12 protein-coding genes and 2 pseudogenes are annotated in these 13,540 nt (G+C 50.1%); 7 read left to right on the plus strand and 7 right to left on the minus strand.

Features of this window, described 5'->3' with window-relative positions; all coding sequences use genetic code 11:
- Positions 1-29 precede the first annotated feature (29 nt).
- The 3 genes from AB3G37_RS09295 to AB3G37_RS09305 all read left to right on the plus strand — a co-directional run bounded on the left by AB3G37_RS09295 (position 30) and on the right by AB3G37_RS09305 (position 3,522).
- Entirely contained in the window at positions 30-1,493 is a 1,464-nt protein-coding gene (locus AB3G37_RS09295) for an MFS transporter (protein ID WP_369790445.1), read from the plus strand.
- Positions 1,486-2,700 carry an acyl-CoA dehydrogenase family protein gene (locus tag AB3G37_RS09300; RefSeq protein WP_369790446.1) on the plus strand — a complete coding sequence of 405 codons (1,215 nt, stop codon included), beginning with the start codon at positions 1,486-1,488 and terminating at the stop codon, positions 2,698-2,700. The genes AB3G37_RS09295 and AB3G37_RS09300 overlap by 8 nt, the downstream gene beginning before the upstream one ends.
- 144 nt (positions 2,701-2,844) lie before the next feature.
- A complete protein-coding gene (locus AB3G37_RS09305) occupies positions 2,845-3,522 on the plus strand; it encodes an HAD family hydrolase (RefSeq protein WP_369790447.1) in 678 nt (225 codons plus the stop codon).
- 104 nt (positions 3,523-3,626) lie between these two features.
- Here the strand turns inward: AB3G37_RS09305 and iolE are convergent, their stop codons facing one another.
- Together iolE and AB3G37_RS09315 are read right to left on the minus strand one after the other, a co-directional pair.
- Positions 3,627-4,523, minus strand: coding sequence for a myo-inosose-2 dehydratase (gene iolE, locus AB3G37_RS09310; protein ID WP_369790448.1), 897 nt, complete (start codon positions 4,521-4,523; stop codon positions 3,627-3,629).
- Between the two features lie 19 nt (positions 4,524-4,542).
- The gene (locus tag AB3G37_RS09315; protein WP_369790449.1) at positions 4,543-5,022 is read right to left on the minus strand and encodes a heme-degrading domain-containing protein; all 480 of its coding nucleotides are present in this window, start codon (positions 5,020-5,022) and stop codon (positions 4,543-4,545) included.
- 321 nt (positions 5,023-5,343) lie between these two features.
- Here AB3G37_RS09315 and AB3G37_RS09320 point away from each other — a divergent pair.
- A pseudogene (locus AB3G37_RS09320) lies at positions 5,344-6,057 on the plus strand (GTP-binding protein); the annotation flags it as partial.
- Between the two features lie 10 nt (positions 6,058-6,067).
- Here the strand turns inward: AB3G37_RS09320 and AB3G37_RS09325 are convergent.
- Positions 6,068-7,369, minus strand: coding sequence for an IS4 family transposase (locus AB3G37_RS09325; protein ID WP_369790450.1), 1,302 nt, complete (start codon positions 7,367-7,369; stop codon positions 6,068-6,070).
- Positions 7,370-7,460: 91 nt separating this feature from the next.
- On the opposite strand from AB3G37_RS09325, the pseudogene AB3G37_RS09330 reads away from it, so the two are divergent.
- Positions 7,461-7,988: pseudogene (locus AB3G37_RS09330) on the plus strand (GTP-binding protein); the annotation flags it as partial.
- Positions 7,989-8,070: 82 nt separating this feature from the next.
- Here the strand turns inward: AB3G37_RS09330 and AB3G37_RS09335 are convergent.
- Both AB3G37_RS09335 and AB3G37_RS09340 read right to left on the minus strand, forming a co-directional pair.
- Positions 8,071-8,967, minus strand: coding sequence for a DMT family transporter (locus AB3G37_RS09335; RefSeq protein ID WP_369790924.1), 897 nt, complete (start codon positions 8,965-8,967; stop codon positions 8,071-8,073).
- A gap of 26 nt (positions 8,968-8,993) precedes the next feature.
- Entirely contained in the window at positions 8,994-9,584 is a 591-nt protein-coding gene (locus AB3G37_RS09340; RefSeq protein WP_369790451.1) for a TetR/AcrR family transcriptional regulator, read from the minus strand.
- Between the two features lie 427 nt (positions 9,585-10,011).
- Here AB3G37_RS09340 and AB3G37_RS09345 point away from each other — a divergent pair, with 427 nt between their 5' ends.
- On the plus strand, positions 10,012-10,917 hold the full coding sequence (locus tag AB3G37_RS09345; RefSeq protein ID WP_369790452.1) for a DapH/DapD/GlmU-related protein: 906 nt from the start codon (positions 10,012-10,014) through the stop codon (positions 10,915-10,917).
- 119 nt (positions 10,918-11,036) lie between these two features.
- Here the strand turns inward: AB3G37_RS09345 and AB3G37_RS09350 are convergent, their stop codons facing one another.
- The gene (locus AB3G37_RS09350; protein ID WP_009635079.1) at positions 11,037-11,429 is read right to left on the minus strand and encodes a RidA family protein; all 393 of its coding nucleotides are present in this window, start codon (positions 11,427-11,429) and stop codon (positions 11,037-11,039) included.
- A gap of 152 nt (positions 11,430-11,581) precedes the next feature.
- Here AB3G37_RS09350 and AB3G37_RS09355 point away from each other — a divergent pair, with 152 nt between their 5' ends.
- Entirely contained in the window at positions 11,582-12,184 is a 603-nt protein-coding gene (locus AB3G37_RS09355; RefSeq protein ID WP_369790453.1) for a TetR/AcrR family transcriptional regulator, read from the plus strand.
- A 58-nt stretch (positions 12,185-12,242) separates the two neighbouring features.
- Here the strand turns inward: AB3G37_RS09355 and AB3G37_RS09360 are convergent, their stop codons facing one another.
- Positions 12,243-13,418, minus strand: a complete 1,176-nt coding sequence (locus AB3G37_RS09360) for a cupin domain-containing protein (RefSeq protein WP_369790454.1) — start codon at positions 13,416-13,418, stop codon at positions 12,243-12,245.
- Positions 13,419-13,540: the final 122 nt, after the last annotated feature.

Below are 13,540 nucleotides of genomic sequence, written 5' to 3' on the forward strand. Positions count from 1 at the left end.
TTCACATGATTAAAAAAACAGAGGGTTTTATGAGCACCATTAATATTGATGACGGCATCGATGTGCCGCCATTGCATTCAACACCAATAGGTTCAGTCAGCGACGTGGCTCAGCTGATCAACACCAGTGACAGTAAAAACAGCTATGCCCGCTGGATAGTTTTTCTGGCGCTGGGCGGCGTGTTTTTAGACGCCTATGACTTGACTACGCTGTCCTATGGCATCGACGATGTGGTTAAAGATTTCAGCCTGACCCCAACGCTCACCGGCTTTGTTGCTTCCTCGATTATGCTCGGCACCATTGTCGGCAACCTACTCGGAGGCTGGCTGACGGACAAATACGGGCGCTATTCCGTCTTTATGGCTGACATGCTGTTCTTCGTGGTTTCTGCTATCGCCGCCGGTCTGGCACCTAATGTTTGGGTATTAATCGGCGCCCGTTTCCTGATGGGAGTCGGCGTCGGCATCGACTTGCCGGTGGCGATGGCCTATCTGGCCGAATTCTCGAAATTTACCGGCAAAGCCAACAAAGCTTCGCGCGTAGCGGCCTGGTGCCCGATGTGGTACGCCGCGTCCTCGGTGTGTTTTCTAATCATCTTTGGTTTGTATTTCTTGCTGCCGAAAGAGCATATCGACTGGCTTTGGCGTGCGTCACTGCTGTTTGGCGCAGTGCCTGCGTTGTTGATCATCGCGGTGCGCAGCAAATTTATGAATGAATCACCGCTGTGGGCGGCCAATCAGGGGGATTTGAGTGGCGCAGCGCGTATTCTGCGCGATTCTTATGGCATCCAGGCGCATGAAGATAAAGAGGCGATTGCCAAACAGGTCAAACAGACGCCGCCAAAAGTCAGCTTCCGCGTGCTGTTCCAGAAACCTTATCGCGAACGCACTATCGTTGCCGGAGTGATGAATGTCTGTGTATCTTTCGAATACACCGCAATTGCCTTTTTCCTGCCATCGATTCTGGCGCAGTTTCTCGGCGCCGGGGTGTTTGAAACTATCTCTGCGTCGCTGGGGCTGAACGCGCTGTTTGCCTTTACCGGCGGCCTGCTGGGTATGCGCCTGGCGTGGAAATTCCCGTCTCGTCACGTTGCTATTGCCGGTTTTGCCTTGCAGTTTATTGCTCTGGTTGCGCTGGCACTGATTGGCCATCCGACGGCGCTTATTGGCATTGTTTTCGCCATCCTGATGCTAGGTCTGTGGTTGTTTGCCGAAGGTTTTGGCCCAGGCGCGCAGATCATGATTTATCCGTCCCTGTCTTACCCAACTCATATCCGCGCAACCGGCGTCGGTTTCAGCCGATCCTTATCAGGTATCGGCAGTGCGCTGGCACTGTTTATCTTGCCAATTTTGCAGGCCACTTTTGGCACCAACATGTTCTGGATTGTCTCTCTGAGCGCGCTGCTGCCTATTGCCTTCCTGTTGGTGGTGCGCTTTGAGCCAACCCGCCGCGATATTGACGACCATACCGAAAATGGAGAACCACATGTCTGAACAACATCACGCTACCCCTGATTATCAACAGATCGCTGCCCGTTTCCGGCCGATTTTTGCCCGCATCGCCGAAGGCGCGGTGGAACGCGAGCGCAATCGGGTGCTGGCGGTCGAGCCAATTCGCTGGCTGAAAGAGGCTGGTTTCGGCACCTTACGAATTCCGGTGAGTCAAGGCGGTTTTGGCGTCACGTTACCGCAGCTGTTTCAGTTGTTAACCGAGCTCGCCGAGGCTGATTCCAACCTGCCACAGGCTTTACGCGCGCACTTTGCTTTTGTTGAAGATCGCCTGAATCAGCCCGACAGCGAAGCAAGGCAGCGCTGGTTCCGCCGCTTTGCCGACGGCGAGCTGGTGGGCAGCGGTTGGACAGAAATCGGCAATCTGAAGTTGGGCGAAGTAATAACAAAGGTCACACCGGCAGATAATGGCTGGCTGCTCAACGGGCACAAGTTTTACAGCACTGGCTCACTGTATGCCGACTGGATTGATGTTTACGCCCAGCGCGCCGACAACGGCCGCGATGTGATTGCACTGGTCAACACTCATCAGAGCGGAGTCAAGCTCGACGATGACTGGGACGGTTTCGGCCAGCGCCTGACCGGCAGCGGCAGCACGCGTTTTGAACAGGCCGCGGTGGAGGCGTCGCACGTCTATGACTTCAGCGAGCGTTTCCGTTATCAGACCGCGTTTTATCAGCACGTTTTATTGTCAACGCTGGCCGGAATTGGCCGTGCGGTCACTCGTGATGCAGCACTGGCAGTCGGCAATCGCAAACGTATTTACAGCCACGGCAATGCTCGGCAGGTGAAACAAGACGTGCAGGTGTTGCAGGTTGTGGGGCAGATTTCCAGCTGGGCCTACGCGGTTGAAGCCACAGTGCAGCAGGCTACCCATGCGTTACAGCTGGCTTTTGAGCTGCATGAAAGTAAAGATGAAGCAGCAATTCAACAGGCAAACGTGCAGGCCGAGCTTGATGCAGCCAAGGCTCAGGTGATCGCCAGCGAACTTATTCCACGCGCGGCTACTGAGCTGTTCAATGCTTTGGGGGCTTCTGATACTCGTACCAGTAAAGCGCTGGACAGGCATTGGCGTAACGCGCGCACCGTCGCGTCGCATAATCCGGTGATCTACAAAACTCGTAACGTCGGTGACTGGGAAGTTAACGGCAGCGATCCGACCTTTATCTGGCAAATCGGCAACGGCGAATAAGGCGTCAAGATAACTCAGGTTTATATCGCCGACACGCCATCCGGTGGCACAGAAAAATACGCGATGTGGTGAATTTAGTCTTACTATAAATCAGCAGAATCAACTGTTCAGCTTTGTTATTGGCTTATCTTAGGGATCCATTTAATGACAGACAAAAAAACCGGTATTGTAGTCTTCGACATCGACGGTACCCTGACTGACAGTATTCCCCAGCACCAAATTGCGTTTGAAAACGCTCTACGGTCTTTTAACTTTCCGGCGCTGAGAACTGATTGGGCAAACTATCTGCATCATACCGACAGTGCGATATTCGTGCAGGCGTGGGCCGAGGCGAAATTTACCTCATTGAGTGATCTGGCAGAGTTAGAAACGCGTTATATACGCGAATTGGATCAACAATTAGCGAAAAAACCTTTTGCCGAGATCGCCGGTGCGGCTTCTTTTATTCATTGGTTAAATGAACAGGGTTGGAAAGTCGTCTATGCCACCGGCAGTTTACGGTACGGCGCCGAGAAAAAGCTGGCTGCGCTAGATATTGATTTACGCGATGCCATTTTGGTGACGGCTTCTGAATACCAAATTCGGGAAGATTTGCTGATTAACGCCATTAAACAGGCAACGGAGAAATATTCTTTGCCTGCCGGTCAAAAGATTATTTCCATTGGCGATGGTGTTTGGGATCTCAAGACAGCAGAAAATCTCGACGTGGCGTTTATCGGCATCGGCGTTGGCGCAAAAGCCAAACTGCTTACCGACCTCGGTGCAACGGTTTTTACCGACTTTAATGAATTGAGAAAACAGGGTGAGCATTTAATTCATTGAGCGTGAAGGGGAAAGAGGTACAGCAAATTTCAGAAAATTTACCCAAGGCCGTTTATACACGTTCACAACTAGAAAAAGGGTTGCCTTGGCAACCCGTTTTATTTCTAAAGGCCGGTATTTTCGCGGATAAATTGGCGGGCTTTGAGGGCGTATTCCAACGGATTGGCAATTGCCGGGTCTTGCTCGGCCTCGACTACCATCCACCCTCGGTAACCGCTTTTTTCCAGCAATGAAAATATTGGCGCAAAGTCGATATCGCCGTCGCCGGGCACGGTAAACATTCCCTGACAGACGCCGCCCATAAAAGAAATGTTATCCTGCTTCACCCGACTCAACACTGCGGTACGACAGTCTTTAAGGTGTACGTGGCGGATGCGGCCAAGATGTTTTTCCAACACATTAACCACCGCTTGCTGATTCAGTTCTGAGGCGTAAACGTGGCCGGTGTCGAACAGCAGATAAACATTTTGGTTCACCACGCCCATAAACTGGTCAATCTCTTCCGGGGTTTGAATACCCGTTCCCATATGGTGGTGCAAACAAACCGAAATGCCCTTTTCAGAAGCCAACTCTGCCAAGTGGTTATAACCGTCGGCAACCCGCTGCCACTCAAGCTCGTTGAAAACAGGTTTCACGCCATAAACTGGCTGAGGTAACCCCTGAATACTGCCGCTTTGCTCGGAACAACCAATTACTTTAGCGCCCATGCTGTGCAGGAAATCCAAAGTTTCTCGAAATTCTTGTATCGTTTGCTCGCCGCGACCGTCGGCAAAAAAGGTGCTGAACCACGCATTGCAGATTTCTAAGCCGCGAAGCGCCAATGCCGGTTTAAGCACAGCAGGATTGCGGGGATATTTGCTGCCGACCTCGCTTCCGGTAAATCCGGCGAGTGCCATTTCACTAATACACTGCTGAAAGCTATTTTCGATGCCCAGTTCGGGCATGTCATCGTTGGTCCAGCCGATTGGCGCTATCGCCAGTTTTACAAATTCGCGGTTCATGGTTCAGTCCCTGGAAAAGTTACTTTTTGCTGTTCAGATAGTCACTAATCCCGTGGATCACCAGCGCATGGTCGTCCTCGGAAGGCAGCCCGCTGACGCTTACCGCGCCAAAAACAGCCCCGGATTTTGTCAGTAATGGAAAACTACCGCCGTGATCGCAATACTCTGCCTGATTGATAAAGGTGTGATGTTCCATGCGCGTGCCGGATTGTTCGTAGTTCAGACCCGCAAATAAAGAGGAATGGGCGAGTCGCAGCACGGTATTTCTTTTTCGCTTCATCCATTCCAGATTATCGGCGCTTGAACCTGGCAAGGCTGATAAAAAAAGAGGCTGGCCGAAAGCAAACACCTCGATAGCAACCGGAGCATTGGCTTCTGAGGCGCGTTGATGAATGGCATTACCAATTGCCCAGGCGGAATTAAAATCGAAATCAAGATTGTTGAAACGGTATTCGCGCTCTTGCTCAAGCAAAACGTCGAGGGTGAGAAGTTGACTCATTTTAATAACTCCTGAATTAAACAGCGAAAAGATCATAAGCAAGAGGCTAAGCGAAAGGCATGAAAGTTTCAATTTCAATTTAAAATGAAATAAATGAACTATTTTTTATTTGCATTTGATTTTATTGAAAATAATCAGAAAATATGACTTGTCAGACTGGATGATTACCGCAATGAAGTTGCATATTTGTGATAATCATCACTTAACACCCGATGATGTAATGGGATGGATAGACTCAATTTTATTGCGCGATTAAATTATTGTTATGTTATAACATAATAAATATAGCAAGATATTTAATCACCGATAAGAGGTCATCTGATGCCGATTCAATCTGTTACCCCGGCTTCCCACCATCGAGATATGCGCTTACCCGTTACCGTGTTATCCGGCTTTTTAGGTGCTGGCAAGACCACTTTACTCAATCATATTCTGAATAATCGACAGGGATTGCGCGTCGCGGTGATCGTTAATGATATGTCAGAAGTGAATATTGATGCCGCCCTGGTCAGGGCAGGTGGTGCCGAGCTTTCCCGCACCGATGAAAAACTGGTAGAGATGAGCAATGGTTGTATCTGCTGCACGCTGCGTGAAGATTTGCTGATTGAGGTCAATCGACTGGCCAAAGCGGGGCGCTTCGAGCACCTGGTTATTGAGTCAACCGGCATTTCTGAACCGCTGCCGGTCGCGGAAACATTTACTTTTGCCGATGATCAGGGGCAAAGCCTGTCCGACATTGCTCGTCTGGACACGATGGTCACGGTAGTTGATGCCTACAACTTTTTAAAAGACTACGAATCTGACACGCCTTTGCAGGAGCGCGGCGAATCATTAGGGGAATTAGATGAACGCACCGTGGTCGATTTATTGATTGAGCAAATTGAATTTTGCGACGTGTTAGTGCTGAACAAAATCGATCTTATTGCTACCGAGCAGCAAGAAAAGCTGTTTGCCATTCTGCATAGCCTGAATCCACGGGCAAAAATTGAGGTTGCTTCTTTTGGAAAGGTGCCGCTGGAAAAGGTGCTTAATACGGTAACACCGTTCACTTAAGATGTTTTGAGTGAACGGGATACTGGGTTTTTGATATGCGAACGGTCCTTTCTTTGGGCCGTTTTCTTTTTTCCGGCAGGATGAACTGCTTCACATCTTCACGCATTTTTCGCAGCTTTGTTGGGATCGTTCCCGGCTTTCCAAGTGAACACCAGATTAACTCATCTCTTATCAGTCGCATGGCCATCACGAAGCTTATCCGTAACGGTGAGACTTTCGCTTCTTTGGCTATCTGGCTCATTTCCAGCCTTATCAGGTTATACGCGGTCAGCAGGCCCCACACTTCCTGATAAATCCCGGTTACCTTCTGGCTTCGCAGTAAAGTCGCCGTATTCAACTGGAACTGCTTTAGTTCACCGTAGCCGTTTTCTATACCCCAGCGCTCCTGATAGACATATCGCAACGACGCCGCAGGATAACGCTCCACCTCCGTCAGCGACGTGATAAATCCTTTGTAATCACTGCCCTCGTCACATTCTATCAGCCTTGCCTGCCAGACCTCCGGCAGCCCGTTATCCTGTTTACGGGCATGGGATGACACCTGCATTTCCACCAGATGATCGCCTTCGCTGAACGTTTTAACTATCCGATATTTTGTATTCCCTTTCACAGGCACTAACCAGTGTGCTTCAGGCTGCTCCCGCTGCCAGTTAATCAGTAATTCTGCTGATAAATAACAACGGTCAAACAGTGTCAGGCTGCAGGGTTGCGGGGATAGCTGCTTTGCATAACTGACTTCTCCCCTATTGGCCGGGCCGAACTTAACATCGTGCATTAACCGGCTGCGCAATGACATCAACGCGCACAGCCGGACCATCGGGTATTCGGTATGCCTGTCCGGGCGATACTTTATATACTCAAAATGCTCCGCCACCTCCGGCGTGTCGGGCGTGCGAAAAAGTGTGCCGTCCACGGCAAACAACCGTAGTCCGCACCACAGATCATCTTTGTCTTCCTGCTGCGTCCAATGATGTGCAGTCAAGTTAAATAATGCCTCAAGCGGTGCATCACTGAGCCGCTGGCGGGCCTGAGCAATGGAGCTGGCTGCCAGCGTGTCGCCCAGAACCAGATCGAGTTTTGTCACGACATCCGTGATGGGCCGATCACGGTAAAGTCCCATACCGATAATTAACCAGACGACGAGTTCAGCAGGAAATTTACGCTTTCTTATACTGGCTTTATCTGTGGAGTGAAGGACTTGAGAGATCCACTCCAGAGGGATAGCACGCTGAAAAGAGGAAAGAGAGTCGGGTTCAGCCCAAGTTTGAGTTTCGTCAAGCCAGGTAGAAAGCATAGAAAAAGCCCCATCAGAAAATGATGAGGCTTATTGTGATACACCTGCCGGATCGTTCAACTGATCATTTTGCTTAACCGATCGGTGTTAGCTTAATACGGGGCTTTTCGACTTTGAACAGGCAGCTCAGGCACCGGGTTGGTTAAAGGAACTGCGCGGTGAGCATACCCCGGAAAGCGAAGAATACGGCATTGGCCATTTCGTTTATCGAGCGCGTCGGCCTTTCCATCCTCAGCGTTTTGCCGCGGTCATTGAGAATAAATTGCAGGGCGTGGTGCGTTCCAAAGGATTTTTCTGGCTGGCGACACGACCAAGTTTTGCTGGGTCATGGTCGCAGGCCGGTGGTGTGGCAAGACAACATAAGGCCGGCATGTGGTGGGCTAGTGTGCCGCGTGAACGCTGGCCTGAAGATCCTGAAACGCTGCAATTTATCCTCGAATATTGGATTGAAGGCATAGGTGATGCGCGACAGGAATTAGTGTTTATCGGCATTGACATGGACGAGGCCGGACTGCGTCGGGATCTCGATAACTGCCTGTTGAACGACTTGGAAATGCTGGAGGGACCCATCGCCTGGGAAAAATATCACGACCCTTTGCACGCCTGGGATGAAGCATAATCGACATTAGTTAGCCAGTATCCACAGTACGGCTATGCCGAGTCATTTTGGCCGGGCTGCATAGAGTGCAGCCCGTGGCCGTTTAATGAGAGGATCGGCTTAATTGCAGTTTTGGATTTTTTGCCGGCATGCTGATAATGATTAGACAGGCTCCTACCATTGCGATGCCCAGCCAGCCTTGCGCAGATATTCTTTCTCCGACGATAAACACCGCCAGAACGGCGGCCACTACCGGTTCCAGCAAAGTCAGAGTCGTTGCCATGCTGGCGGGGATCCTTGCCAGTCCAAAGCCAAAACAGACATAGCCGATAAACATCGGCACCAGTGCCATATATAACCCGACCGCTGCGTTGTTCCATGACTCAACAAGTGAGGCACCGGTCAGCAGCAGTACCGGCATCAGCATTAAACCGCCGATTCCGAATGTGGCACCCATCGCCGTTTTTGATGGAATACCTTTGCGCATGATTTGATGTGCCGCCCAAGAGTAAAGTGCATAGGTTAGCCCGGCCAGCAAGCCTAGTAATACACCGTTCAAAACGTCTGCGGAGGAGCTTGTATCAACATGATTAGTATTTTTTGCCAGACATAACAATAGCATGCCGACAATGCCCAGCGTAGCGCCCGATAACCAACGTTTTGTCAGTCTTGAACCACTAAAGAAATATTCGATTAATGCCGAGAAAAGCGGGGCGGAACCAATTGAGATCACTGTGCCAACGGTGACTCCGGCAAGATGCATAGAGGCATAAAAGGCCAGCGGATAAACTGCGACAGCGATTGCACCGATAAGCAATAAACGGAAGTTTTGCTTTAACTTGGCACGATGCCGGAGGATACCTTTAAGCGCAATCAGTGCCTGAAGCAGGCCACCCAGGCCCATTGCCACCGCCCCAATTGCCAGCGGGCTAACTTTTGGGGCAAAGGTGGCCGCGGTGCCGGTCGTTCCCCATAATATTGCGGCAAAAAGTACGGCCATCACGCCGCCTGCCTGAGTGCCAAGTCTCACATCGCCTCCATCATGGCGTTGGCCATTTTTGATGCCTGTCGAACACATTCTCCGTTACCTTCAAGGCCGGCGCGGGACATGGCACCTTCAAGCACAAATGAAAATAGACGAGCGGTATCAAGGGCTTTCGTCTTATCTCCAGCTGTAAGGCCAAGCAAATGTTCTGCAAGAATAGACTCCACCTGCTCTTTATGGCGTCGAACCGCCTGTCTGCCGGGGGCATCCGCAGGCAACTCAGCGGCGGCGTTTAATAATCCGCAGCCCCTGAATCCGCGTTCATAGGCGTGCTCGGCGTGATCCTGATAGGCAAGAAAAACGGCCAGAACCCCTTCTTTAGAGGTTTTTGCCTGCTGCAGTCTTGCTTCATAAAGCGACAACCATTCTTGATGACGAATTTGCAGATAGGTTTCAACTAATTCCGCCTTGGAGGCGAAGTTGTTGTAGAGACTTTTCTTGGCGACACCGGCGCGTTTTACCACCGCATCTATACCCGTACCAGCAATCCCATCATTATAAAAAAGTATCTGCGCGGCCCCTAAAAGGCGGTCGCGGGCGCTTTGTTGTGGTTCCGATTTGCTGCTTTTCATACCTAAACCTGCAAATTCTTAGTGAATAGGTAGCCCAGTCTACCTACTTGTGTTTCGGCGTCAAGGTTCAGACGAGGACGAGATTTGGTGATTAAGGATAAATCAGGGTTAACTCATCGTTAAATCAGGAAAAAATCAGGGGGCGGGGGTTGACATTATTGGTCAGAGTTTGTGAAAAAATGGGTCAGATGCGATGTTCGGAATTTTTAGCCAGATGGAAGCGCATTACTACGGAGAGGGGATCGATAGTGAATCTTCGGGCGTAATTCGCACAAAGTCTACGCGTTACTGCCTGGAATCCTCGATACCAGAGTCTTGCTTGAAAACACCTCATTAATAAATCGTCTAACTTTATTAGTAATTATAATTTTAAACCTAACGTCATGCGTGGCATCTTAATCGGCTAACTACTGATTTTGGAATAATTATGAGTAATAAGCAGATTGTAGAAGTCGAAGGGCTTAGATATGTCGACGTGGCGTCAGGCAAAACTGTAGAAGCGTTTTACCCTGATGATGTGACCAGCAAACGTAGCTGTCTGGCCGAGAAACACGGCATTGTTCGTCAGGAGAAATTCTCGATTTCTGTCGATCTCGATCAGCCGATCGTTTCTACCGAAGATGCTTACCTGCGCCTGCAGTGGCTGTCGAAAAGAAAAGTAAAACCTAACAGCATTAACTTGCAGGGTATTTTCGAGCAACTTCCAAACGTAGCATGGACCTCGGCTGGCCCGGTATTTCCACAGCTGGTAGAAAAATTAAGAAGCCACGTTGCAGATGACTATCATCAGCTGGTGGTGTATTCGGTAGATAAATTCCCACGCATGCTGGATTACGTGATCCCAAGCGGCGTGCGCGTCGCCGACGGCGATCGTATCCGTCTGGGGGCTTACCTATCCGAAGGGACTACCGTGATGCACGAAGGTTTCGTCAACTTTAACGCCGGTACATTGGGCAAGAGCATGGTCGAAGGCCGCATCACCCCGGGAGTGACCGTGGGCGAAGGCAGTGATGTCGGTGCCGGTGCTTCGATTATGGGAACCCTGTCAGGCGGCGGCAAAACCGTTAACTCAATCGGCAAAGACTCTCTGCTGGGTGCCAACGCCGGTATCGGAATTTCGCTGGGCGACAACAGCATCGTTGAAGCTGGCCTTTATGTTACCGCCGGTACCAAAGTGCTGCTGCCAGACGGAACTCACGAATATGCGCGCAATCTGTCAGGAAAAAATAATATCCTGTTCAGAAGAAACAGCAAAACTGGCGCGGTTGAAGCACTGACCACCGACTCCTCAGTTTGGGGTGGGGTTAACAGCGCTCTGCATAATAACGATTAATTCAGCGCTGCGAGTCAAGAAACCTAATTCTTCTCGTCATATGAACTAGGTTAATTTACTGCCGCTGATAGTCACGCAGGATCCGGTCGTTCTGGCCGGGTCCTGAACAGCGCCGCTTGTTAGCCTGGGATGCGGGCAATCGCTTTAATTTCAAAATCAAAACCTGCCAACCAGTTTACCCCCACCGCCGTCCAATTAGGGTAGGGTGGCTTGCCGATCGCCTTTAATCTCACCGCGTTAAGCGTTTCCCACTGTTTTTCAGGATCGGTATGGAAAGTGGTCACGTCAACAATATCGTCAAACGTACACCCTGCAGCCTCTAAAACAGCGTTTAAATTATCGAAAGCAAGCTGCACCTGCCTGCCAAAGTCCGGTTCTGGCGATCCATCTTCACGGCTGCCCACCTGGCCAGAAACGAACAACAGATCTCTGCTTCGAATAGCTGCTGAATACTGATTAATTTCGTAGAGTGCCTGCCTGCCAGCAGGGAAAATCGCATCGCGTTGGCTCATTCTTGCTCCCGTTAGTGCATGATTAAGGACTCAGATAAACTTTGCGGAATAGCTGAGGTAAGCGTTAACATACGCCGCGTATGTATTGATATCTCACATACGCCTCGTATGTCAAATAATATACGAAGCGTATTTTTTTGATGGAGAGGAAAATGGTGGCGACACGACGCGATCAAAAGGCTGAGGAGACTCGCGCCAGACTTATCAAGGCAGCACGAAAAGCGTTTGCAGAAAAAGGCTATGCCGCCGCATCGATGGATGAACTCACCGCCGAGGCCGGACTGACACGAGGCGCGCTCTACCATAATTTCGGTGATAAAAAAGGATTGCTGCAGGCGGTGATCAATCAGATGGATGCCGAAATGCTGGAGCGGCTTCGCGTGGTTCAAGAGCAGGCAGAAGATCTTTGGTCAGGCTTTGTTGCAGAGAATATTGCCTACATCAAAATGGCTTTAGAGCCTGAAATCCAAAGAGTTATGCTGCTTGATGGCGCAGCAGTATTGGGCGACCCGTCTACTTGGCCGAACCAGAACGCCTGTTTGCGTCGGGCTGCGATAACGATTCAAACTCTGATCGATAATGGTACGCTTAAAAACGTCGATGCCGAAGCTGCTGCTCGCCTGTTAAACGGTGCTGCGCTAAACGCTGCCCTGTGGATTGCCGCTGCGGAAAATCCGCTTGGCGTTTTGGCTCGCACGATTGATGTCTTTCTAAATCTGGCGGATGGATTGCTGAAAAACCCAGTCATAAAGTAGACTTGTCTGCAAACAATAGCCCGCATCAAGACGGGCTATTGTTGGTTGAGGTAATTAATCAGGCCTTTTCTGCGCCTTTTGAAATGACCAGCTTCTCTGCCGGACGTGCGGCCCAGTCTGACTCATTGTTGAGGAAGTTATCGGCCAGCACGTTGGCCGGTGTTTTCGCCAGCCAGTCGGAAAGAGAAATATCCTGATAAATCCCGCTATCCAGCACGACCAGCACCTTCAAGTCTTCGTCGCCTATATTTTCGATATAGTGTCCGAATCCTTGCGGAACATAGCCGACATCGGTGGCATCAAACTCTTCTGTTTCGGCATGACCGTGGGAGCTAAATACGGTCATTCGGCCTTTACCCGAAATGTAGTATTGCCATTCATTGGCGTTAGGGTGCCAGTGCATTTCACGCACTGCGCCAGGCTTCATGATTTCAATCACGCCGGTAATGGTTTTAGAAACCGGAAACTCTTTTGAAGAAACAATATGCACGCTGCCGTTTTCGCTCGAAAAGAACGGTGGAAGGCTCATCATCGGATAATGATGTTTTAATGGGGAGTTATCGAGTCCACCGTTGTTGCGCGCTAAAGGTAAAGCCGGAGGGACTCGACCGGTAACAATGTAGGCTTCACCCTGTTTGGCTTTCGAGAATATCGACGCGGGTAAATTAGTGCTTTTACTTAAGACTTCCTTAGGTGTGTGGGCGATCCAGTCGGTGATGCTGAAGGTGCCAAACTCGGAGAAATGTCCATTATCGAAGGCCAGAATAAAGTGCGCTCCGCCTTCCATTGCTTGAATAGAATGGCCATAGCCTTTTGGAAAATACCAGACATCTCCTGGGCCAAATTCAGCGACTTCAGAAGTGCCTTCGGGATCGATAATAGTAATGCGGGCTTTACCCGATAGCATAAAAGCCCATTCGGCGGCGATGGCATGCCAGTGAAGTTCGCGCACAGAACCGGCAGCCAGCGTCATGTCTACCGCTGCAATACCTTCAGAAATAGGGAATTGTTTGACAGTTGCCTCGCGCGCCCAGCCTCCCGGCAAGGTGCGTTTTTCGCTATCGGTGAACTTATATTTATAAATGCTCTTTGCGCCTTTAGCGGGCTGATAAGTGGTCGGCGGGACAATGTTGCGATCTTCATCTGCCGATGCTTTGCCGATCATAGCACTGGTTAATCCTACCGTTGCCGCTCCAGCGGCAGACATTTTTAACATATCACGACGTGTTAACATGCATTATCTCCTTAAAAAAATAAGAGTAATAGAGGCTCATAATTCACGCAAAAATAGTGTATTTCTTAATGTTGTGATGTTTCAAATCAGCAATAACGTTAAATAAATCGCGAACAATGTTT

The sequence above is a fragment of the Rouxiella sp. WC2420 genome, from assembly GCF_041200025.1.
Lineage (GTDB): Bacteria > Pseudomonadota > Gammaproteobacteria > Enterobacterales > Enterobacteriaceae > Rouxiella.

Coding starts and splice junctions, on each gene's coding strand:
- AB3G37_RS09295 (WP_369790445.1), top strand. CDS start 30: ATGAGCACCATTAATATTGATGACGGCATCGATGTGCCGCCATTGCAT.
- AB3G37_RS09300 (WP_369790446.1), top strand. CDS start 1,486: ATGTCTGAACAACATCACGCTACCCCTGATTATCAACAGATCGCTGCC.
- AB3G37_RS09305 (WP_369790447.1), top strand. CDS start 2,845: ATGACAGACAAAAAAACCGGTATTGTAGTCTTCGACATCGACGGTACC.
- iolE (WP_369790448.1), bottom strand. CDS start 4,523: ATGAACCGCGAATTTGTAAAACTGGCGATAGCGCCAATCGGCTGGACC.
- AB3G37_RS09315 (WP_369790449.1), bottom strand. CDS start 5,022: ATGAGTCAACTTCTCACCCTCGACGTTTTGCTTGAGCAAGAGCGCGAA.
- AB3G37_RS09325 (WP_369790450.1), bottom strand. CDS start 7,369: ATGCTTTCTACCTGGCTTGACGAAACTCAAACTTGGGCTGAACCCGAC.
- AB3G37_RS09335 (WP_369790924.1), bottom strand. CDS start 8,967: ATGGCCGTACTTTTTGCCGCAATATTATGGGGAACGACCGGCACCGCG.
- AB3G37_RS09340 (WP_369790451.1), bottom strand. CDS start 9,584: ATGAAAAGCAGCAAATCGGAACCACAACAAAGCGCCCGCGACCGCCTT.
- AB3G37_RS09345 (WP_369790452.1), top strand. CDS start 10,012: ATGAGTAATAAGCAGATTGTAGAAGTCGAAGGGCTTAGATATGTCGAC.
- AB3G37_RS09350 (WP_009635079.1), bottom strand. CDS start 11,429: ATGAGCCAACGCGATGCGATTTTCCCTGCTGGCAGGCAGGCACTCTAC.
- AB3G37_RS09355 (WP_369790453.1), top strand. CDS start 11,582: ATGGTGGCGACACGACGCGATCAAAAGGCTGAGGAGACTCGCGCCAGA.
- AB3G37_RS09360 (WP_369790454.1), bottom strand. CDS start 13,418: ATGTTAACACGTCGTGATATGTTAAAAATGTCTGCCGCTGGAGCGGCA.